At 59.0% G+C, this 24606-nt stretch carries 19 protein-coding genes; 6 read left to right on the top strand and 13 right to left on the bottom strand.

The genetic code is table 11. The features are described 5' to 3' along the window. Positions 1–33 precede the first annotated feature (33 nt). Positions 34–2313, top strand: a complete 2280-nt coding sequence (locus F4X57_09325; GenBank protein ID MYC07354.1) for a TIGR03663 family protein — start codon at positions 34–36, stop codon at positions 2311–2313. 87 nt (positions 2314–2400) lie between these two features. Here F4X57_09325 and F4X57_09320 read toward each other — a convergent pair whose 3' ends face one another. The 4 genes from F4X57_09320 to F4X57_09305 all read right to left on the bottom strand — a co-directional run bounded on the left by F4X57_09320 (position 2401) and on the right by F4X57_09305 (position 5658). Beyond that, positions 2401–3261 (bottom strand): alpha/beta hydrolase, encoded by an 861-nt coding sequence (locus F4X57_09320; protein ID MYC07353.1) that lies wholly within the window; start codon positions 3259–3261, stop codon positions 2401–2403. Between the two features lie 64 nt (positions 3262–3325). After that, complete coding sequence (locus F4X57_09315; GenBank protein MYC07352.1) at positions 3326–4279, bottom strand: hydroxyacid dehydrogenase; 954 nt, start codon at positions 4277–4279, stop codon at positions 3326–3328. Next, positions 4279–5241 carry a D-2-hydroxyacid dehydrogenase gene (locus tag F4X57_09310; protein ID MYC07351.1) on the bottom strand — a complete coding sequence of 321 codons (963 nt, stop codon included), beginning with the start codon at positions 5239–5241 and terminating at the stop codon, positions 4279–4281. The genes F4X57_09315 and F4X57_09310 overlap by 1 nt, the downstream gene beginning before the upstream one ends. Positions 5242–5469: 228 nt before the next feature. Further along, positions 5470–5658, bottom strand: coding sequence for a hypothetical protein (locus F4X57_09305; protein MYC07350.1), 189 nt, complete (start codon positions 5656–5658; stop codon positions 5470–5472). A gap of 304 nt (positions 5659–5962) precedes the next feature. Between F4X57_09305 and F4X57_09300 the strand changes: the two genes are divergently transcribed. Beyond that, positions 5963–7114, top strand: coding sequence for a CoA transferase (locus F4X57_09300; protein ID MYC07349.1), 1152 nt, complete (start codon positions 5963–5965; stop codon positions 7112–7114). 70 nt (positions 7115–7184) lie between these two features. On the opposite strand, the gene F4X57_09295 is transcribed toward F4X57_09300, so the two are convergent. Then, complete coding sequence (locus tag F4X57_09295; GenBank protein ID MYC07348.1) at positions 7185–8495, bottom strand: CoA transferase; 1311 nt, start codon at positions 8493–8495, stop codon at positions 7185–7187. Positions 8496–8561: 66 nt separating this feature from the next. Continuing rightward, positions 8562–9839 (bottom strand): CoA transferase, encoded by a 1278-nt coding sequence (locus F4X57_09290; protein MYC07347.1) that lies wholly within the window; start codon positions 9837–9839, stop codon positions 8562–8564. A 148-nt stretch (positions 9840–9987) separates the two neighbouring features. Between F4X57_09290 and F4X57_09285 the strand changes: the two genes are divergently transcribed. Next, positions 9988–10719: a PIG-L family deacetylase gene (locus F4X57_09285; GenBank protein MYC07346.1), complete on the top strand. Its 732-nt coding sequence runs from the start codon at positions 9988–9990 to the stop codon at positions 10717–10719. 91 nt (positions 10720–10810) lie between these two features. On the opposite strand, the gene F4X57_09280 is transcribed toward F4X57_09285, so the two are convergent. After that, entirely contained in the window at positions 10811–13381 is a 2571-nt protein-coding gene (locus F4X57_09280; protein MYC07345.1) for a S8 family serine peptidase, read from the bottom strand. Between the two features lie 215 nt (positions 13382–13596). Here F4X57_09280 and F4X57_09275 point away from each other — a divergent pair, with 215 nt between their 5' ends. Further along, complete coding sequence (locus tag F4X57_09275; protein MYC07344.1) at positions 13597–14952, top strand: adenylosuccinate lyase family protein; 1356 nt, start codon at positions 13597–13599, stop codon at positions 14950–14952. 469 nt (positions 14953–15421) lie between these two features. Here the strand turns inward: F4X57_09275 and F4X57_09270 are convergent, their stop codons facing one another. Further along, the gene (locus F4X57_09270; GenBank protein MYC07343.1) at positions 15422–15709 is read right to left on the bottom strand and encodes a DUF1330 domain-containing protein; all 288 of its coding nucleotides are present in this window, start codon (positions 15707–15709) and stop codon (positions 15422–15424) included. A gap of 118 nt (positions 15710–15827) precedes the next feature. Between F4X57_09270 and F4X57_09265 the strand changes: the two genes are divergently transcribed. Continuing rightward, positions 15828–16985: an acyl-CoA dehydrogenase gene (locus F4X57_09265; GenBank protein ID MYC07342.1), complete on the top strand. Its 1158-nt coding sequence runs from the start codon at positions 15828–15830 to the stop codon at positions 16983–16985. A 23-nt stretch (positions 16986–17008) separates the two neighbouring features. On the opposite strand, the gene F4X57_09260 is transcribed toward F4X57_09265, so the two are convergent. Together F4X57_09260 and F4X57_09255 are read right to left on the bottom strand one after the other, a co-directional pair. Next, positions 17009–17209 carry a hypothetical protein gene (locus F4X57_09260; GenBank protein ID MYC07341.1) on the bottom strand — a complete coding sequence of 67 codons (201 nt, stop codon included), beginning with the start codon at positions 17207–17209 and terminating at the stop codon, positions 17009–17011. Between the two features lie 205 nt (positions 17210–17414). Beyond that, complete coding sequence (locus F4X57_09255) at positions 17415–18485, bottom strand: methylated-DNA--[protein]-cysteine S-methyltransferase (GenBank protein MYC07340.1); 1071 nt, start codon at positions 18483–18485, stop codon at positions 17415–17417. A gap of 347 nt (positions 18486–18832) precedes the next feature. On the opposite strand from F4X57_09255, the gene F4X57_09250 reads away from it, so the two are divergent. Next, the gene (locus tag F4X57_09250) at positions 18833–19660 is read left to right on the top strand and encodes a DMT family transporter (protein MYC07339.1); all 828 of its coding nucleotides are present in this window, start codon (positions 18833–18835) and stop codon (positions 19658–19660) included. A gap of 457 nt (positions 19661–20117) precedes the next feature. Here the strand turns inward: F4X57_09250 and F4X57_09245 are convergent, their stop codons facing one another. From F4X57_09245 to F4X57_09235, 3 genes are all read right to left on the bottom strand, one after another. Next, a complete protein-coding gene (locus F4X57_09245; protein MYC07338.1) occupies positions 20118–21398 on the bottom strand; it encodes a reductive dehalogenase in 1281 nt (426 codons plus the stop codon). Positions 21399–22091: 693 nt separating this feature from the next. Continuing rightward, positions 22092–23216 (bottom strand): LLM class flavin-dependent oxidoreductase, encoded by a 1125-nt coding sequence (locus F4X57_09240; protein ID MYC07337.1) that lies wholly within the window; start codon positions 23214–23216, stop codon positions 22092–22094. A gap of 481 nt (positions 23217–23697) precedes the next feature. After that, a complete protein-coding gene (locus tag F4X57_09235) occupies positions 23698–24606 on the bottom strand; it encodes an alpha/beta hydrolase (protein ID MYC07336.1) in 909 nt (302 codons plus the stop codon).

The raw sequence follows: 24606 nt of genomic DNA, 5'->3' as shown, positions 1-24606 counted from the left end.
CAGACCGATTTATAGGAGTGGCGCGGGACGTCTATGAACAACGATGCTATGCAGCAGGGGAAGGCTGCGTTGCCGGACGCTGATGTCGGGCAGGCTGGTTTTGGCGCGCTTTCGCGGCGGTTGGGCAGCGGTGTTGGCAGCTTGGCGGGCGTTAGTTTGCTGCTTTGGGAGCTGATTGCCTACGGTGCGCTGCTTGCCGGGTCTGCGGTGATGCGGCTGTGGGATCTGGGCTTTCGCGCGGTACATCACGACGAAAGCTTGCATTCGTACTACTCTTGGCAGCTCGCGCAGGGCAGCGGCTTTCGGCACGACCCGCTGATGCACGGGCCATTTCAGTTCGAGGCGACGGCGGCGATATTCTTCATCTTCGGCGACAGCGACTACACTTCACGGCTGTTGTATGCGGTCGCGGGCATCGCGCTTGTTGCTCTGCCGCTGTTCTTCCGTAGCAGACTCGGCAGGCTCGGCGCGCTGTTCACATCGGTGATGCTCGCGTTCTCGCCGGCGCTTCTGTACTTCAGCCGCTTCGCGCGCAACGACATCCTGATGGCGGTTTGGGTGCTCGGGCTGGTCATCTGCATGTGGCGGTACATCGACGCGGACAGCAAGGGCGAAGGCAAGAACCGCTACATCTACATCGCGGCGGCGCTGCTGGCGCTCGCGTTCGCAAGCAAGGAAACATCGTACCTCATCACCGCGCTGCTTGGGCTGTTCTTGGCGCTGTGGTTGCTGTTCATGAACGCGCCGCGCATACTGCGAAACGCGGACATACGCATCGGCGAGACTACGACCTTGGCAGCAATCGGGCGCATCGTGTCGGCGGCGTGGAGTCGGCGCGTGCCGCTGCCGTCGCTGCGAGGTCCGGCGGCATTCTTGCTCATTCTCATCACGCTCACCCTGCCGATGTGGTCTGCGGCTATCGGCATATTGCAGGAGACACCGCTGCTGAACTGGTCGAACCTCACATTCGTGACGCAAGACGGCGGCGCGAATGTCGGCTCGCCCGTTGGCGGCGCGATACTGCTCGCATCGCTGCTGATGGTGACGCTGATGGGCGTGTCGGTCGCGACGGGCTTCTTTTGGGACCATGAAGTGTGGCTGATAGCGGCGGCGATATTCTACGCCGTCTGGGTGCTGACATACACCACTTTCTTCACCAACATGGGCGGCATCGAGTCGGGAATGTGGCGCGGGCTGGGCTACTGGATAGCGCAGCAGGATGTCGCGCGCGGCAATCAGCCGTGGTATTACTACCTAGTCATCACGCCGCTGTACGAATTTTTGCCGCTTGCGCTGTCGGTGGCTGCGGCAGTCTATTACGCGGTGAAACGACGGACGGACGCGTTCACGCTGTTCCTGTTGTACTGGTGCGGGATGACGCTGCTGCTGTTCACCATCGCCAGCGAGAAGATGCCGTGGCTGCTGGTGAACATCACGCTGCCGCTCATCGTGCTAGCGGGCAAGTTCCTGGGCGATATTGTGTCCAGCGTCGATTGGCGCAAGTTGGTTAGTCCGGAAGGTGCGATTGTCGTCGTGGGCACGCCAATCCTGATGGTGGCGGTGGTGATGCTCGCGCTCGCGGGAACGGGCGACGGCGGCGGGAACGGGCTTGCGGTCGCTATCGCATCCGCGCTTGCGTGCGCCGCGATTTTGGGCGTGGGAGTGTACATTTCGCGGCAAATCAAACCGTCGCAGATGGCGAAGATAGCGGCGATACCGGCGGTCGTCGTGTTGCTGGCGCTGACGGTGCGCGCGTCCGGAATGGCGGCGTATAGCCACGGCGATGTGCCGGTGGAAATGCTGGTGTACACACAGACATCGCCGGACATTCGACTGCTCGCTGACGAAATATACCGCGCGGACGGGTTCGCAGGCGCGGACAACGGTATTGCCATCGATGTGGACGATACAAGCGGGTTCACCTGGCCCTGGGCGTGGTATCTGCGCCACAGCGACGAATACTACGCGTCGTACCGCACCATAAACGAGGATGCGGCATCGAACGACACGCCCGACGGCGAGGTCGTGATTGTTCATTACGATAACGAGAACACGGTCGCGCCGATGCTAGAAGAGGCATACGGCGAGGGGCAACGGATAAAGCACCGCTGGTGGTTCCCTGAACATACTTATCGCAACATAACGCCATCGCGGTTTGTAAGCGGCATAACCGACCGCGAGACATGGCGCAGCGTGGTGGATTACTGGCTCAACCGGGAAGGTGTGCGCCACAACATCGGCAGCGAAGACGCCTATGTATTCTTCGCCCCGGACTTCCCGCAGGATTACCAGCCGATTGCGGCGACGGAGTGATGATACTTAACCCGATGCGCAGAATGGGCAGGACGATATGCTATCAATTCATCCTGTGTATCCTGTATATCGATGCTTGGTTAAGCGTTATCCGATGTCGTCTAGGAACGCAAGGATTGCGTCAGCTAGCTCGCGCGGTTTGTGGTAGCCGATGTCGTGGACGGTTTCGGGTATCCAGTGGACGCGGCAGTTGGGGATGTTTTCGGCGGCTAGGTTTACCATGCGGCGGCGGGATACGGCGAAGTCAGAGTTGGCGCGGTCTGGGGATGGTCCGGCGGGCACTATCATTGATGGGCACTTGATGCGGCGCCAGGCGTCGGATGCGGGGTCGTCCCACATTGCACGGATGACTTGCGCCTGATTTTGCGGGCGCAGGATGTCGTATATCTGCCCGTCTGCTTCATAGACCATCGTCTGCACGATACGCTCGATTTCGTCGTTCCAACACATGGCGAGCTGACCTTGCATCCGCGCGATAAACTCGGCGCGCGTGCCGGATACATCGCGCGGCGATAGGCGCTGGCTGAACGCTTCCCATGTCGCGCCGGGTATCATCTGCGGGCTGAAGAATCCGCCGTCTATCATCACAAGCGCCGCCACACGATCAGGATAATGCGCTGCCGTGGCGACCGCGACATTGCCGCCCCACGAATGGCCGAACACTATCGCCTTTTCGATGCCGAGCAAATCGAGCAAGCCCACCGCGTCCGACGCGACCGAGTGCCAGCCGTAGCCGTTCGACGCCTGCGTCGTCTGCCCGTGCCCGCGCTGGTCGGGCGCGACGATGCGGTAGCGGTCTCGCAGCAGTGGCGCAATGATGTCGTACCAGTGCGCCGACGATGCCAAACCGTGCAGCGCGAGAATCGGAGGGCCGTCTCCGTGCCAGTCTAGGTAGCGCATTCGCAAATCGCGCACATTCGCCCAGTGTTCCGTAGGCGCCATTGTCATACTATCTCCTATTCGTATCCGTCATAGCCATACCGCCCATCCTCTATCTTTCCTGTCCATCCTGTTAAGTTACCAAGTTTGGCGGCGTGCCGGTCGCCCGGTACTTGCGAATTATGCGCACCGTTTCGTCTGCTATTGCACGTTGCGCCTCCGATGTTTGTCCGCCTATGTGATGTGTGCCGATGACGCCGTCCAGCGCGAACAACGGATTGTCGATGCTGCCCGTGCCAGACGGCGGCTCGCCTTCGAACACATCCAGCCCAGCCTTGATGCCGCGCTCTCGCACCGCCCAAGCCAGCGCTGCTTCGTCAACGACCTCTGCGCGCGATGTGTTGATGAATATCGCGCCTTCTCGCATCGCGGCGAAGAAGTCGCGTCCCGCCATTTGCCGAGTGTCGTCGTTCAGCGAGACATGCACGCTCACGATGTCCGCCGACTGCGCCACATCTGCGGGCGTTTCCTTGCGCGCTATGCCGAGTTCGTCTGCCGTTTCGTCAGTGAGCGATCTGCTCCAGCCGGCAACGGACATGTCGAATGCTTTCGCTCGTGGAATCATCGCGCGGCCTATGCGTCCTAAGCCGACCAGTCCGAGCGTGCTGCCGGCGAGTCCGCGCGCGCTGCTGTACGCCGCCTTGCGCCACGCGCCGCGCTGCAGGTCTGCGACATTCGCCGCAATCTGCCTGTCCAGCGCGATTATCAGCCCAAATGCGATTTCGACGACGGCGTTGGAGTTTTTGCCCGGACAGTTGGCGACATATATGCCCATTGACTTCGCGGTTGCCACGTCTATGGTGTTGAATCCGGCGCCCGCGCGTATGACGAGTTTCAGCCGACCGGAGCGCAGCATATCGGCATCGACGCGCGTGCTGCGGACGACCAGCACATCGGCTTGTGTGTCCGCGATGGCGGCTGTGAGCGCGTCTCCGCGAGCGTCAGGCGTGTAGGCGACAGCGAAGCCGTCTGCCGCGAGTGTGGCGCGCGCATCGTCCGAGAAGCGGTCCGCGACCAGCACGCGCATCAGAAGCCCGCCCTCTTGTCGCACACATACAGGAACGGTTCGTTGCTCAGGAAGCGCCGCATATTCTCGCGGAAGACCTGCCGCCGACCTTCGTACATCTGCGGCGTCAGCGCGGACGCATGCGGCGATAGCACGACATTGTCCAAGTCCCACAGCGGGCTTTCCTGCGGCAGCGGCTCTATGGCGGTGGCATCGATGCCCGCGCCGGCGAGCCTGCCTTCGCGCAGCGCATCGGCGAGCGCGTCTTCGTCCACAATGCCTCCGCGCGATATGACGATGACATACGACGACGGTTTCATCAGCCCGATGCGGCGGCGGTCTATCAGCCCGCGCGATTCTGCGGTGAGCGGCGCGGTGACCACGAACCAGTCGCACATCGCCATCAGCTCGTCGAGCCTTTCGAGTCCCCAGACTTCCTTGACCTGCGGCGGCGGCGTAACCGGATTGATGTCCACTGCGTACACATCCATGTCGAAGCCGTATGCGCGCCGGGCGACCGCGCTTCCGATATCGCCGAGCGCGAGAATGCCCATAGTGCCGCCGGACAGTTCCACGAACGAGTGCGAGTATCTGTCCGCGTCCCACTGTCTCAGGCGTTGGTCTTCCGCCATCTGCCTGCCGCGGTGCGACAGCGATAGCATCATCCAAAGCACATGGTCTGCCATCGGGTTGGCGTGCGGACCGCGCGCGTTGGTGAGCACGACATCGCTGTCGGCGAGCGCGGGCAGTTCCGCCATAATCTTGTCTATGCCGGTGCCGGGGCAGTGTATCCAGCGCAGCTTGGCGGCGGCGGACACGACTTCAGGGCTGTCGGGCCAGCCGCAGATAACATCGGCGTCCGCGACTTCTCGCAGCTGCTCCTCAAGGCTTATCGCGGTATGGAACTCCACTTGCGGGAACTCGGATTGCAGCTGCTCGACAAAGCCTTCGCCCAGGTGGGCATTGGTCATTAGCACTTTCATGGGAGGCTCCGTGTATTAGTCTTTCAGTCGGTCAGTTTGTCGGTTCTTCAGTGCAGTCGTGGTTGGGACTTGTGCCTATTGCAGCCTTCGCACGGCATTTCTGTATGCGAAAAACCTCGCGCTGCGGATGTCAGGCGAGGTTTCGTGGCGCTTCATGATGCCCATTCTGCCCAGTCTGGGTGAAGGCTTGGATGCGAACAGGTTGGGATTGTGAATGGGCGTGCTTGGCTAGGCGTCCGTGCGCTCGTCTGCGGGCGTGAAGATTGAGCCTTTGGGGAATTGAGGATACTGCGAGGTCTTGCGCTTGACCACCCTGCTGCCAATGGCATTGAGCGCGACCACTCCCGCGATACCCGCCGGAATGCCCAAGAGAAAGTGCCTGCGCGAAATCCGCCGCTGTTCCTTGTTGTCGTCCATGCTGTGTCTGCCCTTTCGCGTGTGTGCGTGTTGATGGTTGTGTGTGCTTGAATCTGTGTGTGCCAAGTCTGCGGCCGCGTGCAATTCGCTGCCGGTATTATTTGCTGACTTTGCGCTGACTTTGCGGCAATCATTATACTCAACGGCGCGCTCTTGGGGCAAGTTGTGGGCAGCGCGTATAAGCAATATCTGCCATAAGCAAAGCACAATTAGCAATTATGTCTGTTATCCTATTCGCAACAGGCTGGAGCTTTACTGCGATGCTGTAATACTAAACGCCGCTAGAACAACGGAGGCAGCCAGGATGAATATGCCGCTTAGTGGAATACGGGTGCTTGACTTGTGCATCATTCTCGCGGGGCCGACTTGCGGCAGAACGCTTGCGGAGTATGGCGCGGAGGTCATTAAGATTGACAGCTGGCTTCGACCGCCGTCCGACCGCCAGCTCTCCGATGTGGGCAGGGGCAAGCGCAGCATCTGCCTCGACATCACTAAGCCGGAAGGGCTTGAAGTCTTTCTGCGGCTGGTTGATACCGCCGATGTCGTGCTGGGCGGATTCCGCAAAGGCGTCGCAGAGCGTCTGGGAATCGGCTATGAGCAGCTTCGCGAGCGCAAGCCGGACATCGTGTATCTCGCCATCAACGCGTTCGGGCAGGATGGCGATTGGGCGAATCGCCCGGGCTACGAGCAGAACGCGCAGGCGGCGACCGGCGTGCAGGTTCGCAATGGCGGACGCGGCGAAAAGCCCATCCACTCGCCCTATACCTTCAACGACTACGGCACAGGGTTGATGGGCGCGTACGCCGTGATGCTTGCACTGCTGCACCGGCGGCGCACGGGCAAGGGGCAGTTCGTGCACACATCGCTGGCGCAGACAGGGTCCACATTCTCGTCTCCGTTTCTCATCGACCACGACGGCTACGAGCGCAACGAAGCCGAGGGACTGGACGCGCGCGGGTCAAACGCGCTCAACGGGTTGTACGAAGCGGCGGACGGCTGGCTTGTCATCGCTGATGCAGGTTGGGACGCGCTGATGAATATGCCCGCGTTCGAGCATCTGTCAGCGCGGGATGAGTTTGCCACTGACGCGCTGCGAACGCAGAACGACGCCGCGCTGTGCGAAGAACTTGGCGCGGTATTCCTCACGCGAACTGTCGCGGACTGGCTGAACGACCTAAGCGCCGCCGGTATTGACGCGGCGCGCAACGACGACATCGACCGCATCCTAAACGACGACTATCCGCGAGAGCGCGGACTTATCGTCAATGAAGATGTCGCAGGGCTAGGGCAAGTTACGCACGCCGGAGTCGCGCCGCGCCTAAGCAAGACGCAACCAATGCTAGGCACAACGCCCACATTTGGCGAGGAGACGGAGGCGGTGCTTCTGGAGTTGGGATATGAAGTGGATGAGATAGACTCGCTGCGGGCGGGCGGCGTGATACCGCCGTTGGAATAGGCTAGGCGATGTGTCCGTTGTCGTTAGTCAGCCATTGACGCGAGGGCTTTCGAGCGCTCTTCAGGCTCGCCTATTCCCCATCGTGCGGGAAATCCATGCCGATATGCCCTTGCCGCTCGAACTCTGCGTACTCTTTGTCGCTCACGCCCAGCACCTTCTTATAGACATACTCGTTGTCCGCGCCTAGTTGGACCGGACCGCTGCGTATTGTTATGGGCATGTCAGACATCTTGTAGGGCGCGCCCACGTACAGGTGCGAGCCGTCCACGTCTTCGTGATACACCTCCTCGAACATGCCGCGTTCTTGCAGGTGCGGGTCGGCGAAGGCGTCTTTCTGGTCCATAACGGGACCGGCGGCGATGCCTACCGCCTGCAGGCAGTGCATCACTTCGTAGTGGTCGTGCCGGCGTGTCCAATCGGCGATGTGCGCGTCCATCGCGCGCTGGTTTTCGTAGCGGGCTGAGTGCGTGGCGAATCGGTCGTCGTCCGTCCATGCGGGGCTGCCTATGGCGTTGCGGAACGCCGCCCAGTTGTCATCGTCGTACAGCGTGATGTTCACCCAGCGGTCGTCGCCGGCGCACGGATAGCAACCCTGAACGGCGCTCGTGTGGCGGTTGCCTATCGTGCCGCTGTCGCGACCGTTCATCGCGTAGTCCATGAAGAATTGTCCGGTGTAGGAGATCATGTTCTCCGCCTGCGCCAGTTCGATAAGCTGCCCCTTGCCGGTGCGCTTGCGGAAGTGCAGGGCGGCGAGCATGGCGAACGCTCCCTGCGCGCCGCCCGCAGCGTCCGCAGCGTACACATTAGTGCTGGACGACTGGTCCATATCTTCGTATCCGCGCACGATGGTGTGTCCGATGACGCCCTCCATGTGGACGCCTAGCGAGCGGAAGTTGCGATACGCGCCGGTGTTGCCGTATGCGGGCATGCGCAGCATCACAATGCGGGGATTAATGTCGCGCATCATCTCGTACGATATGCCGAGTTTGTCCATCGTCTCGGTGACATTGTTCTCCACGAAGGCGTCGCTGACGGCAACCAGACGCTTGAATATATCCATGCCGGATGGCTGCGTGAGATCGACTGTGATGCCGAGTTTATTGCGCCCGTGCGCGTTGAACAGCGGGTAGCGATTCCAAGGGCGCTTGCCGGGTTCGCGTCCGGGCATCGCCGCGACGAACGCCGGCAGCCCTTCGATGACTTCCTTTGGCGGATACGGGATGTATCCGCGCGTGATGGGCGGCAGCCGCTTGATCGATTCTAAGCGTATGACCTCCGCGCCTAAGTCGGCGAGCAGCGTGGCGCAGTAAGTGCCCGCCCAGACGACGGTCATATCCAATATGCGAATGCCTTCGAGCGGCAGTTTTTTGTGGTCTGCCATTTTCACCCCTTGTAACCTTCCCCCATCCAATCACCTTCCCCTATCCAATCATTTTGTGTGAGCCTCTCAAATGACGCCCTGCCGCCGCAACTGTTCGATGTCGTCTTTTGCGTAGCCTAGCGCGGTGAGCACTTCTTCCGTGTGCTCACCAAGCAGGGGGGCGGGGCGGCGAACTGACCAGGGCGATTCTTGCATTATGAAGGGACGGCCCGGGTATAGCAGGCTGCCGGCGGCGGGATGATCGATTTCAGCGAAGGCGCCGCGACTTTGGATTCCCGTGTCGTTGATTAGGTCGGACGCGGCGTTAATGGGGGCGCTCAGCACGCCGGCTTCTTGTGCCGCTTGCCAGATTTCGCGCTTTGTGCGCTCGAGGCACCAAGGGATGAAGTATGCGCTGAATTCGTCTTTAAGCTCCGGGTCGTACTGTGCTTCGGGCGCGTACCAGCGTTCGTCTAGCAGTTCGTCGGGCGCGCCCATCATCGCCACTACGCGGTCGAAATAGTTGCGCCCGCCCGCAATCTGCACATAGCCGTCTTGGCAGATGAACACGCCGTTGGGGTAACCGCCCGCTGTGGCTGTCGCGCTGCGCTTAGAGATTTCGCCATTGTACTGGTACGCGAGCAGCATGCTCATGCGGCGGTCTATCGTGCCGACCTGCGTCTCCATCAGCGACACATCCACATGCTGGCTGCCAATCGCGAAGACCGCTCCCATCGTGGCTGTAGCTGCTATTGCGCCCGCCTGATACAGCACCACGTTCTCGCCGAGTTTCAGCGGCTCACGGTCTTCCAGCCCGGTGGAATACATCTCGCCGCCCATGCCGTATATCATCAAGTCCGATGACCGGAAATCGCGGTACGGGCCGGTCTGCCCGAAGTTGGATATGGATGTTACGACAATCTGCGGATTGATGGCGCGCAGCGCGGCGTAGTCCAGCCCGTATGCCGCCATCTGCCCCGGACGAAAGCTCTCCACGACCACATCGACATTTTTGACCAGCCGCTTGATGATGTCCTGCGCCTGCTGCGACTTCAGATTGAGCGTGATGCTGCGCTTGTTCGTGTTGAGGTGCAGGAAAGTGCCACTCTTTTCGATGTGCGGCACATCGCCGGGGAACGGGCCCATGCGGCGCGCGCCATCGCCGATTTCGGGGCGTTCGACCTTCAACACATCGGCGCCGTAGTCCGCCAGCAACTTGGTCGTGTACGGTCCGGCGATGTAGTGCGTGAAGTCCAGCACGCGCAGGTCGGACAGCGCGCCGTCATATCGCATTTCGGATTCTGCCTGCAAGACGCACCTCTGATAAATACCGGATTTACTCGGTGCATAGTCTATCGCAGACATGCGAAATATAACAGGATGAACGGGATAGACAGGATGTATAGGATGTGGGGCATGGTGATTTTCCTGTTTGCTGGACTAATGCTCGGAGGATTGGATACACTCTTGTTTGAACATTGGACAAAATTAGATACGGAGTAGGCAGCACAACATGACAACTACGGATAATAACGAAGAACAATTTTCGCGTGGTATGGTGGTTATAGCGCATGCCGACGACGCAGAATACGGCTGCTCCGGCACGGTGGCGAAGCTTTGCGCCGAGGGCTGGGAAATGGTGTATGTGATGTGCACGGACGGCAGCAAGGGCAGCAGCGACCGCGAAATCACGCAGGCGGAACTCGCCGCAATTCGCCGCCAAGAGCAGATTAACGCGGGCAAGGTGCTCGGTCTCAAGGATGTGGTGTTTCTAGACTACGAGGACAGCCTGCTGCAGCCCACGTTGGAGCTGCGCAAAGACATCACGCGCGAGATACGCCGCCACAAGCCTGATGTGCTCATCACGATGTACCCGATGCGCAACCTGGACGGCGGCTTTGGCGTCGGGCATCCCGACCACATCGCGGCGGGCGAAGCCGCGCTGCAAGCCGTATTCCCCACCGCGCGCGACCACATGACATTCCCCGACCTGCTAGAGGCAGGCTTCGAACCGCACAAAGTCGCCGAAGTTTGGATTATGGGTCATCCGGAGCCTGACTTGTTTGTGGATGTAACGCAGCACATGGACACTTCCATCAACGCGCTGATGGAGCATGTGTCACAGATGGACGGGCACGACGCGGCTTGGGCGCACGAGCGCATGGGCGCATGGAAGCGCGAACGCGGCAAGGGCATGGGCATTCAATTCGCCGAGGCGTTCAAGCGCATCAAATTCCGCCGCTGAGCGTAAGGGCAACCACAAGAGTCGCCCTTACGCCGTGTGTCGGCATGATGGCAGGCTGTGATTAAGATGCGGAGTCGTGCCGCGTTACTCTCTACGGTCTGACATCGAAGCTTCCCCAGCAGACTAGGGCGTTGTCGCTTCGCAGTGCGCAACTGCCGCCTATGCTGCTGTGGATGGCGCTGAATTCGCCGTCCGGCGGCGATGCCTGCCCATGCGAGTTCGCGCCCCAGCAGGTTATCGCGCCGGCGGCGCCCAGCGCGCATGCATGGTCTGCGCCGCGGCTCACCTCCGTGAACGGACCCGATGCTGTGTCGTCAAACGAAGGACTGACCTCGAAGATGCCCCAGCATATCGCCGCGCCGTCGTCGCGCAGCGCGCAGCTGCCATTCTCACCGCCGCTTACGGCGCTGAATCGGCCGGCCGGCGGCGATGCCTGGCCGTGTTCGTCATCACCCCAGCACGCTATCCTGCCATCGGAGCGCAGGGCGCATGCATGGTCTGTGCCGCGGCTGAACTCGGTGAACGGTCCACTTGGCGCCGGCGCAGGCTCCGGCTCGGTGTCCGTATCGTCTATCTGCACGACAAGCGTGAATGCGCCGCTTTTCTCAGGCTCATACGTCGTTGCCTCTATCGTGTATTCGCCTGCCCTCAATCCGTCTATCACTATGCGGGAGTTGAAATCGATATACGGCACGCTGTCGTCGTTGCTCGCCGCAATCGAGCCTTCTCTGCCCTCGCCCCGCATCAGGTACAGGTACGCGTCGTGATCCGAGGTCAGGTCGATTGTCAGCCTCTTGCCCGCCCCCACCGCGAGCGTGTAGAAGCGCGCGTAGTAGTCGCCTTCGCCGGTCCCTTCATCGCCGTCCGGCCTGTTCTCGGACAGGCAGTTGTCGTCCCAGCTTGCCTCGATGGTGTGACTGCCGTAAATCCGCTGTATGCAGGCGTCCGGGTCGAGCGGCGCGGCGGCGTCAGACGCGGGCAGCGTCGCCTGTCCGTAGCCCCAGGTGTTGTCCGGGCCGGGTTCGCCCTTGTCTTCGGCGTTAGACTTCAGATAGTCGGCGACCTCTTCGGGGCTGTACTCCGGGAAGCGCTGCTTTACGAGCGCCGCGATGCCGGCTACATAGGCGGCTGCCCAGCCTGTTCCCCGCATTGATAGGGGCTGGGTGGCGTCGAATCTGAGCCCTGCAACTAGCTCAGGCTTGATCCTGCCCCTGGGCCACGGCTCCGGCGCGGGGCCGCGGCTGCTGCGCTCCCAGATTTCGTCAGGGTTGTCCGGTGAAGCGGCGCCTACTGAAATCATGCCGGGGTTGTTGCTCTCCGCCGGGCTTACGATGCCGCCGGAAAGGCTAGGCTGCTCTAACTCTTGGCCGAAGAATGACTGCACTTGTATCCAGTTCGGCGCCGTTCCCTCAACCAATTTCACCCTGAGACAGTAATTCCTATCCGGGGCGGGGAAGAAGTATAAGTATTCTATCGGTGCGTTTATCACGCGGAAGGAGCGGTGACTCCGCCTGAGGAGAGTCGAAGTCTCTTCGTCGACCATTTGCAGTTGCAAGTCTCTGTTCGTCAGCGGATCGACCGGTCCAGTCCACTTGCCTTCCCATCGAATCACGCCCACATAAGCCCAACCGCCAGGTTGTCGCGCTTCGACTCCATTGCATTCATTGCCGTCGTCGAATTCGTGGTAGCCGTCGTCGTCGTCGTCGCGAAATGCGCCGAACCAAGTTGCTTGGGCATCGTTGCCCGCAGGCATGACCCATGTAACTCCGCCTTCTATCGCAATGTCCACGCTGCTGAGTTCGCTTAGGAAATAGGGAGATGTGCCATCGCCGGGTCCCGAGTAAATCCATATAATCGAGTTGTTGACTATGTCTATCCCCTCCTCTCCCATCCAATGCGCTGCGTCGTACAAGTCCACCCTGTCCGTTATCGTGATGATGTAGTATGTTGCGTCGGGCGCAACGTCGAATATCCTTTGCAGCCTGGTGGTTCCGCCGGCTTGTCCTTTCTCGCAGTGTTCGATGGCGGTCTCGTAGGCGCCGTATCCCGTGTAACATCTTGCCGTCACCGTCTGCGGCAATTCCGTCCCCATCAGGTCCTGAATTCCCTCGAAACCGAAGTGTATCACCGCGATTTTCACGCCCGCCCCTTTTAGTCCCGCGGCGTGCCATACATCGACGCCGTGTCTGATTGCTTCTCCGCCATCGGAATCGTCATCGAGCGCGCGTGGCGGGAAGTCTGTCTGCATCCAGTTCACGCCGTCCTGCCGCGACGCTTCAGCCAGCAAGCTGACCGGCACGTTCGCCCCGACGAATTCGTCGAACGCGGGACCCGGCGAAGCCCCGTTCTGCAGCAGAAAGTCCCGCACGCCTTCCGAAGTTCCGCTTTCCGTATGGAAAATTACGCCTACGGAGCCGCCGTCGCTCGTGATGCCGTTCCCCGAGAAGGTGCTCGAAATGAACTCTCCGTTCGCGTGTTGTCGCGCGAGCTCATTAAGCCATTCGTCCATGTTTTCGAAAATCAGCCCATCCCCGTCCGGCGTCTGCGCATGAGCGCGGTCGCTGCTTGCAGGCATCCACATCATCAGCGCAAGCAGCGCGCTTACCGCCGCAAGCAGAAGCGCCGCCGATTTCCAATTTATACCAGCCAGCAGATTACGCATTCAATTATCTCCATTCGAATTTGAGGTTGTTTCTCAAATACGCATAAGAATATAAATCGTCCTATATCGTTTGGCTAATGATGATACAGACGGCAGGAAAATGCAAATGATGACTGCGCGGCGCATCTTGCCGGCGCAGTGTGTTAGCATACCAACCGTTCCAAGTCCCTATTATTCGCTTCAATATCAATGTCGAATCACATCGGAGGAAAATCATGCAAAGCGAACCTACCTCGTTCCGTGTCGGCGACCCCGGCATCCACGACATATTCGGCGAGGCGTCGCGCATACAGGCTTGGCTCGATGTCGAAGTCGCGCTCGCGCAGGCTCAGGCAGAACTCGGCATCATCCCGGAATATGCCGCAGAAGAGATCGAGCGCAAGGCGCGGTACGAACTTCTAAATATGGACAATATCCGCGAAGGTCTTGCGCGCACCGGGCATCCGCTCGTGCCGATGGTCTGGGAGTTGGACCGTATCTGCGATGGAGACGCCGGCGGATATATCCACTGGGGAGCGACCACGCAGAACATCACGCAGACGGGCAAGCTGCTGAACATGCGGCGTGCGCATAACGTGTTCCTGAGCCAGATTGCCGATTTGCTGACACAGCTCGCAGACCTTGCGGAAGAGACGAAGGACGCCGCATTGCCCGGCCGCACGCACGGACAGCACGCCGTTCCCGCTACATACGGCTATAAGGTGTCCGTGTGGATCGACGAACTGTGCCGCCATGTGGATCGTCTGCGCGGTTGCGAAAGCCGCGTGTTCGTCGCGATGCTCGGCGGCGGTGCTGGCACGCTGGCGTCGCTGGGCGAGATAGGCTTGGAGATACAAGACGGCATCGCGGAACGGCTCGGCATGTCCTCCATGTCCAACCCAAGCCGCACCATCGGCGACCATCTCACCGAGTACATAACCATCCTCGCGCTGCTCGCCGCCACCTGCAGCAAAATCGGCAGGGAAGTCTATACGCAGATGAAGCAGGAGTTCGGCGAGGTCGAGGAGCCGGTTCCGGAGGGAACTGTGGGCAGCAGCACGATGCCGCAGAAGCGCAACCCGAAGCTGGCGCAGGACATCGTAGCCGGCGCCGCGCAGGTACGCGCCATCGTGCCGCTCGCGCTCGAAGCGATGCAGACCGAACACGAAGCCGACCGCACGACGAGCGTGATGATTGACAAGGCGCTCAATGACGCGTGCGTCCTCACAGGCGATATACTTCAGCGCATGGTCAGCCTGTTCGATGGCATACGCGTATTTCCGGAGCGCATGCGGCAGAACCTCGACCTGAGCGGCGGACTGATAATGTCCGAGGCGATAATGCTCGAACTCGGCAGGCAATTGGGCAGGCAGAAGGCGCATGACGCAGTGTACGAAGCGGCGCAGGCGTCGTTCATCGAAGGCAGGTCGTTCGCCGAATGCCTAGCCGAAGAACCCGAAGTAAGCGCAAACCTGACGGCGGAGCAAATCCAATCCCTACTAGACCCAACGGCATACACCGGTGTGTGCAGCGTATTCGCAGAACGCGGCGCCAAACAAGCGCGCGAAGTGGCAGCGGCGCTGCGGGCGTAGATGTAAACTGACATGGATGGACAGCGTGGGCAGGATGTCGTGCCCTACCAGCGCGCGGGCTTTCGGAATGTGCCAGTAGCATCGGTGAGCGTGTTGGGGAAGAGGCTGCTAGACGGGGGACCTGCGCGTATGCTTCGATAGAAATCCACAGATTGCCTTAACGCCTGACTGGGGCGTACCTGTGTGTTCAACTGCGGATGTAGCGATCCGACTTTCAATCCTAGTTCCCTTCTCACAATTTCTATGGGAGTTGGGGAAATACAGTTCAAACAATATTGACAAATCTAGCCACTTGTATCTGGTTGGCTTTCCCGCACCATTATAGAAACATAGAAGTTGGTTTTCATCGAAAACCTCGCCCACATAAAAGCTGAAGCCGCCTTACGGGGCGGCTTCGCACCCTGCTGCCGAAGCAGTCAGGGGAGATTATACAAGCATTTAACGCGAGAAGTCGGCCGCCGTCAGGCGCCTACACGCCGTCAACTATCATCACGTTGCTGTTAGTGGAGTCGATTCGCATTTGCTTGGGGTTGGCGTATTCGTCTGATGCGTGCCAGGCTCTTGCCTGCTCGAAACTTGGGAACTCGATGATGACCGTGCGGTGCGGCGTTTGGTTGCCTTCGACGACTTCGCTCGCGCCGCCGCGCACGATGTACCTGCCGCCGAATGATTCGACCGTCGCAGGCACTAGCTTGCGGTATTCGTCGAAGAGTGCCTCGTCCGTTACTTCTACATCTGCGATTACATACGCTGCCATTTCCTTCCTCCTTTATTCACGCTTTCGAGCCGCTGTGTGTTACCATTTTCCACTGTTAAACAGTAACACTACTTACGGATGCTCTGTCAACACAGTGGCAAGAAAGGGACTTGCAACAATGCTCGACTACTATCAGATAGCGGATGCGCTTTCGCCGGAGGATAAGCAGACGCAGACGGTCGCGCGCGACTTTATGGAAGCCGAAGCCGCCGCCGGTGTGCTGGACTGGTGGGAGAGCGGCGAATTCCCCAAGCACCTCGTGCCCAAATTTGGCGAGATGGGCTTTCTCGGCGCGAACTTGCCCGTCGAGTACGGCGCGAGCGGTATCGGCAATGTCGCGTATGGGCTGATTATGTACGAACTGGAGCGCATCGACTCCGGCTTCCGCAGCTTCGCCAGTGTGCAGGGCGCGCTCGTGATGTACCCGATATACCGCTACGGTTCCGAAGAGCAGAAGCACGAATACCTGCCGCAGCTCGCTGCCGGATCGATGGTCGGCTGCTTCGGGCTGACCGAGCACGACGGCGGCTCCGACCCCGGCGCAATGAAGACCCGCGCGCGCAAGGACGGCGAGTCGTACATCCTCAACGGCGTGAAGATGTGGATTACCAACGGCAACATCGCGGACATCGCCATCATCTGGGCGAAGGACGACGATGATGTGGTGCGCGGGTTCATCGTCCCGACGGACACGCTCGGCTTTCAGGCGAACGAAATCAAGCACAAGATGAGCATGCGCGCATCCGTAACCAGTGAGCTGGTGATGGACGAGGTGCGCATACCCGCGTCGCAGATGCTGCCCGCAACTCGCGGGCTGTCTGCGCCGCTGTCATGCCTGACTCAGGCGCGCTACGGTATCGCTTGGGGCGCGCTGGGTTCGCTGGAAGCCGTGTATGAAGACGCCCTGTCGTTCTCACAGTCACGCAGCACATTCGCCAAGCCTATCGCATCGCGCCAGCTGGTGCAGACGAAGCTGGTGGATATGATTACCGACCACACCAACGGGCTGCTGCTGGCGTGGCGTCTGGGCGAGATGAAGGATGCGGGCACAATGAACCACACGCATGTGTCAATGGCGAAGCGCCGCAATGTTCGCGCCGCTCTGGACGCCGCACGCAGTTCGCGCGAGATTCTGGGAGGCAGTGGCATAACGCTGGAGCATCCGACGATACGCCACATGCTCAACCTAGAGACGGTTGACACCTACGAGGGCACCTACGACGTACACACTCTGATACTGGGGCGCGACATAACGGGGCATAACGCGCTGGTGTGATGCGCCTGTCGAGAATAGTACGCCTAGCCGTTTGCGAGCAGCGTTAGATACCATACGAGAATGGTCATGGCGATAAGCAGGATTAGGACGGATCGCGTGAATCCGATGGCGATGATACCGCCGAGCAGGTCTCGCGCGATGATGAGCAGGAACTTCAGAGTGTACAGATAGAGGAGTTTCCCCATCAGCATAAACTGTTCCGCCACGTCTTTAAGGAATCGCATCGAAATCCAGGTCGTCTCAACGCCAACATAAAGGGGGCGTTATTCGTATCGTGAGTGGCGCAAGTGGTGGGCCAAGGCGTACTGAATTGCGAACTTTCCGGTGGGAGGTTCTGATCAGAAAGGGTGCGGCGGCCTCATAGTCCCCCCTTATGCATCGCCTTCGATACATACTTCCAGCCGATTGTTGTGTATGAGGCTTCTATACTCATTTCACTCGTACCGCACTTCGTCGCTCCCTATCGAGCAGGGCGCGTTTTCGCTCAACACCCCCGCGATAGCCGCCAAGCTCACCATTTCCACGCAATACCCGATGGCAAGGTACCAGCACACCAATGCGGTTGGCTGCACAAGCGGAAGCAACGGCTCGAATCGCTTTCGGCTTTTCGATTCGTGCCGCAAGGTCACCATAACTGATCACGTCTCCCTCTCTCACACTTAAGAGAAACCGCCAAACCTTCATTTGAAAGGCGGTCCCGTACATATCGAGCGGCAGGTCGGGTCGAGGCGTGCCTTGGTTGATGTGTGCATCCAGAGCCTCAATCCAAACGTCGAGCTCAGGGGAGTCTTGCGCGGCTGAGGCGATAAGTCTTGCCTTCGGAAACTCCGCTCGCAGCTGTTCGAGAAGGTTCTCCAAATCCTTGCCAAACTGCACGAAGCACACGCCTCGTGCAGTGGCTGCCATAATGATGGGACCGAGTGCCGTATCCCGATATGCGTATGCGATCGTCTCTCCCACGCCACGAGCACGGTAGGTCTTTGGTGTCATACCGAGGCTGCGCACCTCTTCGCCGTAAACTCGACTTATGGATCCGAAACCCGCCGAAAAGATTGCCCCGGTGACATCGTCACCTTCCTTCAACGCCACTTTGAAGCGCTTCATACGAATCGCGTCTTGATAAACTTTGGGGGAAACACCGAACGCCGCCTTGAAGACGCGCTGAAAATACGACGGCGAAAGGCCCGCGTGCTTCGAGAGTCCGCCCAGCGTCAGACGTTCATCGGCGTGCGCTTCAATGTATTGGGCGACCTTCACGAGCACACTCAACCCCGGCGCTATGTCCATTGGCCGGCAGCGTTTGCAAGGCCTAAAACCTGAAGCCACGGCGGAGTCAGCGTCCGGAAAAAACCGTAGATTCTCCGGTCGAGCGGGCCGTGCGGCGCACGAGGGTCGGCAGAACACCCCCGTGGTAGTCACCGCAAAGAGAAAGCGGTCGTCGTAAGCCTTGTCCCGCGCCGCAAGTGCTACGCGCATTTCCTGTTCAGATGGCATTGTCATGTTTCTAACTCCCATTATTTCGCATTTACCGCCATTTGAACATGGATCCCACCGCACGTCCATCCGTTTCTTGCCTAGTAATTTCTTCGGGAGCAGAAGGGGCTTGTGGATCAATTTGAGAGCCTGAATTAACGGTCACTCTTTTGAAAAATTTAGGGCGCAACAATCGGATGTTTCCCCGCGCCGCCCTCCGCTAGCCTAAGCCACGACAACTCAGTGCAACGCCGGAGCCCATAGCTATGGCTTTCAAGCAAGAATGCAAGAGGTAGAGTAATGAGTACAACGAAGATGGTTGTGGCCAAAACCATGGAGCGGCCCCCTTTGCTGCGTGGAGCGTTGCCTGCTTCGTGGTATTCGCTTGGGCCATCAATTTCGTGCTGGCAAAGCACGCGCTCGATCAATTTGACGTCGGTCCTTTCAACTTTGTCCGGTTCGGTGGAATGGTTGTCGTGGGTTGGTTAGTGCTATTGGCGACCGGCGGCGTCCACCCAATTGAACCAAGAGATCGTCTCCGCCTTTTGATAGTCTCAGTCGTCGGGTATTGTGGGTACGTCTTCGGATTCAGTGTTGGACTTCACCTCACCAGTGCCTTTTCAGCGTCGCTGTTATTGGCGCTGGTCCCACTGTGGATCGTGGTCTTCAACAGCTTGGTCGAGCACAGGTTTCCAAATACCGTTTCATTGGCTGCTCTCGCTCTTGCATCGGCAGGGGTTGTCACTTTTGTTGCGGCTCGCACGTCCCTGTCACTTGGATGGGGCGATCTTATCTCTTTGGTAGTTGCCGGGTTCTACGCTGGATACTTATTGCTAAACCGCCCTTTGATCGACAGGTATCCTCCTTTCACACTTATCACCTACGGCACGACATTGGCAGCGCTCCCTGTGCTTGCTCTAACCACATACTCAATTGTGGGACAAGACTGGTCCACGATTTCCTCGACGGGCTGGCTTGCTATGGTCTGGGTAATAATCGGGCCCGTTTTCGTTGCCTGGTCTGTGTGGAACTGGGTACAACGACACCTCGCTACCACCAGAATTGCGCCGCTACTTTTCCTCGTTCCGGTAATCAGTGGATATGCGGCCTGGCTGATACTGGACGAGCCCATTCAACTCGGTCAGATCGTCGGAACTGCCGCTGTCATTGGTGGTCTGATTCTCAGTCATAGGGCCAATTGACCCTTTTGGTTCCCCAATGTATGTATGACTGCTTTGAATTCAAACCTGTAAATATCCAACGTTTCAAAAAGTGGGGAAGGCGTACCGAATTGCGAACTTTTCGGTGGGAGATTCAAATCTGAAGGAAAGGTGATACGCGACAATTACTTTTGCCGATAGCGACTACTATTTTTGCCGATTAGTGTGATAGACCAACTCCCACCAGGAGGTGGGATATTGATCACCGATCGACAGGTAGCATTGATGAGGCAGAAGCTGATGGAAGGTAAGAGTCAACAGGCCGCAGCGGCGGCATCAGGGATGAGTACCAGGTCGGCGCGGAACTGGCAGCGAGGTCCGTCGCCATCGGAGAAGAAGAAGTCAAGACCTCCGACGCCAATGTCCCCGGCATCGAGAGCTACCGCGAACTGATCACGGCCACCTATCCCGCCAGCAGGGAGGCGACTGACGACTCCGCTCAACGGTCCGCCATCCAGAAGTCATCAGTCCTCTTGTCGAACTTCCCGTGCCCCGCCAGATCGTCCAGCCATACCCAGGTCTTGTTCAGCCACCTCCACCGGAAGTTCCTGATGAAGAAGCGTGGTATCGCATACATCTTGTGTGGCGGTTTGGTCCACGCGCACCTGCGGACGCACGTGCTGCAGGTGCTCCCGACACGGATCTGGAACGTGCTGCACTTCTCGGCATCCACTTTCCACGAGAGCACTCCCTCTGAGTTGCTCTTGGCCAGGGGATCGAAACTCCGGGCGCCCGTTGTGATGGCTTTGGTGCCACACTTCGGAACACACTTCTGACATGCGTTGCAAAACTCGGTGATTCCCGAGTCCACGGCTCCAGCGGGCTCCAGCGGAAGGTCGGTGAAGATCTTGGAGATACGGCAGCGCGACCCCACCTTTGGGTTGATCAGAAGACCGTGTCTCCCAAGCTGGCCGAGGCCCGCGTCGACAGCCAGTGGGATGCTCAGGGCCGTGTCGTTAGCCATAGGGATGGCGTTGTACCCCAGCCCTCGTATGAACTCAGCCGTCATCCATAGCGTCGGCGCCATCCGAGCGTATGCCAGTGTGCTGAGTCCCTCGGTAAGAAGAGTCGGTGCATACTCCGTGCCGTCAATGTCCTTGTCCCACTCGTGGAGCATCACTACCACATACTTCATCTCCTTCGGGATGACCCGAGTTCCATCTTCGAGGCGAATGGGCTGGTCGTACCGCTCGTACCCGGGCTCATCGGAGAACTTGATGGGGTAGGCATCCTTCGTCTCGTCGTCAAAGTAGTGAGAGTACACCCAGCGACGGTCCAGCTCAGCAAAGCCAACTTGGTCCGCCCCGAATATCTGGGCGGCCTTCCTCACAATCTGTGATGCCCCTTCAGGGGAAGTTTCGGGTCGCCCGGTGGGTGAGGGCTCTATTTCAGACTGCCAGGCATTGGCTGGCCTGTCCGACTGGTTCTTCGAGAAGTCCATTAGATTCAGCAGTGACTCTGATGCGTATTCGAGGCTCCACGCAGAGGCATCGAATCCGACGCGTCCCTTCTCAGTGAGCTGTCGCTGCTTGACTTTCAGTTTGTCCCTTTCAGCCTTGGAGCGGGCATCCCAGATCATCTGCGAACCCATATGGTCTCTCTGATTGAACCGGACGTACGAGTCCTGCACCTGGTACATTTCGGCGGCAGTGACATGGCCGTTTGTTTCTGAGTCCTGTTTCAAGTGAGATTTAGCGGGCCGCCGCAGTCCAAGTTTCATTGCATGAATCCTCCTACAGGTAACGTATTCTCACATGTTGCAGCCTGGCCAATTCTTTTGCAAATGCTCCAGTAATCACGACAGATGAGGACTCGTTTGATATATCCCAAGCCACCGCGTGTCCAAGCTATTGTCATTGACCGAGGCCGATGGTACAACTGAACTGGCACCCTTGATCAGAAGAGGTGCAGTTGGAGATCGACCGAGTCGGTCTGCCCCTGACTCAAACCACAAAGGAGACTCTCTTGATTATCGTTCGACGAACCTACACTCCAAAACCCGGCGGGGGAGGACTTCAGCGACACCTCCGAGACCTTCAGACGGCCACGGTTGAGGCCGGCTTTCCTCCTCTGAGCGTGTACCGGAAGGTACTTGGCCCCCACGGGACGATGGTCACCGTTCAGCGCTGGGAATCCGTAGCGGCCTACGACGCATCACGCAACGAGGTCCGCGCCACGCGATCGATAACCGAGATATTCGAAAGAATCTACCCCGCGCTGGTGTCCACTCATGAGACGGAGATATACGAAGAGATCGTGTAGAAGTACTCTTCTGGTTGAAGACATCTGAGCAAGTTGACGAATGGGTCAGACCCAGTCCCGGATGGCCTATGAAGTATCATCGCAGTTGACGCATAACACAGGGGATTCCTTCTGACGCTGGAATAATAGTCAGGCCAGGGAATGGGACCATCTATCTTGCAGGGCTACCGGAGGACGAACTTGCCTTGGCATTGAAGTGGGGGATGACGTGCTTGCCGAAGAGACGCAGCGTATCCATCACTTCCTCATGGGATATGCCGCCCACTTGAAACAGGGGCATGACCTCGTCCACGCCCGCCTCGGCATAGGCTTCCAGGTAGCGGATACAGTCGTCGGGGTCGCCGATGCAGTAGCGTCCACTCCTTATCTGGTCGAGGGATGATGTTTCCTCGCGCTTTGGTGAGTCGGTCGCGGTGGAGCGGGTGTAGTGCCACTGGTAGTCTTCGGGAACGTGGGACGGGTCCTGTTCGCTCCACACGCGGACGTCCCTGAGGGCTTGCTGTTGGCGGTACCAGTCGATCAATTCGGCGGAGCGCTCCTGCACCTTCTTGCGCGACTCCCCGCAGATGGCCACGGTGCTTACAGCGACGCGGTTGTGGACAACCCCGGTGATCGGATTGGCGTTCCGGATGCCGCCTCGGTAGGCTTGCACGAGAGGGGCCAATCCTGTAGCTCCACCCCCAGCCATTGCCAGGCAGCCCAGGCCCATGAGTCCTGCCTTCCTGAACGTGTCTTCCTGGCTGCAACCGAGCCAGATGGGCGGGTGGGGCTGCTGGACCGGCTTGGGGTGGACCTCGCGCAAGGGAATCTTATAGTGGTTGCCCTGGTAGGTGAACTCTCCCTCGGTCCATGCCCGCGGGATGATTTCCAGGGCCTCGTCCACCATTCCGGTGGCGTCTTCCATGTCTGTACCGAAAGCGGCCATCTGGTAGGGGTAGCCGGAGCGGCCCACGCCCAAGTCAACCCTTCCCTTACTGAGAATGTCCAGAGTGGCGGTGCGGGCCGCGATGTGGAGAGGGTGCTGCACCGGGGGCACCACCACGGCGATGCCCAGACGCATCCGGGTGGTGCGCTGGCTCAATGCGCCAAGGGTTACGTCGGGGGCGCTGGAGTGGGACCACTCGGTACGGAACTGGTGGTCGGCCATCCAGACGCTGGTCAGGCCCATCTCTTCAGCATAGGCCACTTGGTCAAGCATTTCCAGGAACCGGTCAGCCTCGTAGGAGCGGGATGACGTCCTGGGGACCTGCATCTGATAGAACATGCCGATTTGCATGGACACGCTTCCTTCTCTTGACTACTTGCCGGGCATCCCGGCAAAATTTGTTCTCGCGCAAATGGGGAGAGGGAATCTTTCGTGCTACCCTGTAGATGTGAATGCCACGATGAATTCGGCCTGCCTTTAATATTACTACAAAGTTGGGCTGCCGGGTGTTCCCGCGGGCGTGACATCGTGGCACGCACCGCCGCTCGTCTCGCCGACCCTAAGGCCGTGCAGCAGGCGATGCAGTCTGATTCGACGTTGCATATTGGGCTGGTGCCTGGGGACAGCAACAGTTTTCAACAATTCGTGGCGCAAGTCGTGTTTGAGTTATCACGAGACTCGTGACGCACAGATGCCAAGGATGCTTGTAGCGGCCGGACAGTGATATTTGCAGCCCCTCCCCGTGTGAGTCCGCCGATGAAACGCGGGGCATTCACGACTAACGCAGAATGTCGCAGATCAGGACAGATTCTCAAGGCCGGAATAATCGGTTCTACAGGATTCCCAACCCCATCAGAAACCTCCGCAAGGCCACTTCACACTCCTGCGGTTTTTCGAGTGGCAGCATATGTGTAGTTTCAGGTAAGAGCTCATGGTCGATGTCCGCGTCACCATAGTCGAACATCGGGGCATTCGGGTCCAGTGAGGTGGGGTCTGAGGATACGATTTTGACAGGACATCTCAAGGCACCAAAGTCGACTGACACCGCATACGCCGAGGCGTGGTCCCAGATTTGCGCCTCGAACTCGGAGGGACATCGGAGCTCGAAACCCTGGCCCGACTCCGACTCCTTGAGGGTCGTTCTCGCTACAAGTTCGAAGATCCCCGGAACGGCCCGTTGAAAATATGGCAAATTGGTGTGAAGTGCCGCAAGCTCTTCCCTCGACCGGAACCATTGAGTCCTCCGCCTGAGCATGTCGGCTGTTCTCCTAGCCCGCGACTCCATTTCCCTGTGCATGGAGCCGGGATTGCAAAGGGGCGGATCGAAGAGTGCCAAAGCGGAGTAGTTGTCTCCCTTCGAAGGCGTATGAAGGCCTGCAAGGGCTGAGATGGAGTGAAAGACGCCAACGGTCGGTTTCACGCCAAAGAGACCGGCGATCGCATCAAAAATGCGGTCGTGGTCGCGTGCAAAAGTATCGACGCTGTGGTCCTTCTGGGTGCCGACTTTGTTCCAGCCGTGATTCCTTAGGTCGTGAACAATTAGATCGAAATCGCGGCTGAGGAGAGACCAAAACGGATAGTAGAGGTCGATTGCGAGGCCGTTACCGTGGCTCAGAATAAGCCTGGGACCCTCGGGGTTTCCGTGGCGTCGCAAAATGATCACGTTGTCGTCGTCCACCTGGACTGGATGAACTGACAACGGCTCTGGAATCTCCCAGACGGCTGGTAGAGCTCCCCTCAA

The organism is Chloroflexota bacterium, from assembly GCA_009840355.1.
In the GTDB taxonomy this organism is placed as follows: domain Bacteria; phylum Chloroflexota; class Dehalococcoidia; order Lucifugimonadales; family JADFKI01; genus Bin90.
The sequence above is the reverse complement of the archived record's forward strand: the minus strand, read 5'-3'. Positions and strand labels throughout refer to the sequence as shown.

What these genes read in the sequence shown, in the direction of transcription:
- F4X57_09300 (MYC07349.1), top strand. Translation starts at nt 5,963, where the DNA reads ATGAATATGCCGCTTAGTGGAATACGGGTGCTTGACTTGTGCATCATT.
- F4X57_09305 (MYC07350.1), bottom strand. Translation starts at nt 5,658, where the DNA reads ATGGACGACAACAAGGAACAGCGGCGGATTTCGCGCAGGCACTTTCTC.
- F4X57_09285 (MYC07346.1), top strand. Translation starts at nt 9,988, where the DNA reads ATGACAACTACGGATAATAACGAAGAACAATTTTCGCGTGGTATGGTG.
- F4X57_09325 (MYC07354.1), top strand. Translation starts at nt 34, where the DNA reads ATGAACAACGATGCTATGCAGCAGGGGAAGGCTGCGTTGCCGGACGCT.
- F4X57_09280 (MYC07345.1), bottom strand. Translation starts at nt 13,381, where the DNA reads ATGCGTAATCTGCTGGCTGGTATAAATTGGAAATCGGCGGCGCTTCTG.
- F4X57_09295 (MYC07348.1), bottom strand. Translation starts at nt 8,495, where the DNA reads ATGGCAGACCACAAAAAACTGCCGCTCGAAGGCATTCGCATATTGGAT.
- F4X57_09290 (MYC07347.1), bottom strand. Translation starts at nt 9,839, where the DNA reads ATGTCTGCGATAGACTATGCACCGAGTAAATCCGGTATTTATCAGAGG.
- F4X57_09255 (MYC07340.1), bottom strand. Translation starts at nt 18,485, where the DNA reads ATGACAATGCCATCTGAACAGGAAATGCGCGTAGCACTTGCGGCGCGG.
- F4X57_09265 (MYC07342.1), top strand. Translation starts at nt 15,828, where the DNA reads ATGCTCGACTACTATCAGATAGCGGATGCGCTTTCGCCGGAGGATAAG.
- F4X57_09260 (MYC07341.1), bottom strand. Translation starts at nt 17,209, where the DNA reads ATGCGATTCCTTAAAGACGTGGCGGAACAGTTTATGCTGATGGGGAAA.
- F4X57_09310 (MYC07351.1), bottom strand. Translation starts at nt 5,241, where the DNA reads ATGAAAGTGCTAATGACCAATGCCCACCTGGGCGAAGGCTTTGTCGAG.
- F4X57_09320 (MYC07353.1), bottom strand. Translation starts at nt 3,261, where the DNA reads ATGACAATGGCGCCTACGGAACACTGGGCGAATGTGCGCGATTTGCGA.
- F4X57_09275 (MYC07344.1), top strand. Translation starts at nt 13,597, where the DNA reads ATGCAAAGCGAACCTACCTCGTTCCGTGTCGGCGACCCCGGCATCCAC.
- F4X57_09270 (MYC07343.1), bottom strand. Translation starts at nt 15,709, where the DNA reads ATGGCAGCGTATGTAATCGCAGATGTAGAAGTAACGGACGAGGCACTC.
- F4X57_09245 (MYC07338.1), bottom strand. Translation starts at nt 21,398, where the DNA reads ATGAAACTTGGACTGCGGCGGCCCGCTAAATCTCACTTGAAACAGGAC.
- F4X57_09315 (MYC07352.1), bottom strand. Translation starts at nt 4,279, where the DNA reads ATGCGCGTGCTGGTCGCGGACCGCTTCTCGGACGATGCGCGCGCCACA.
- F4X57_09240 (MYC07337.1), bottom strand. Translation starts at nt 23,216, where the DNA reads ATGCAAATCGGCATGTTCTATCAGATGCAGGTCCCCAGGACGTCATCC.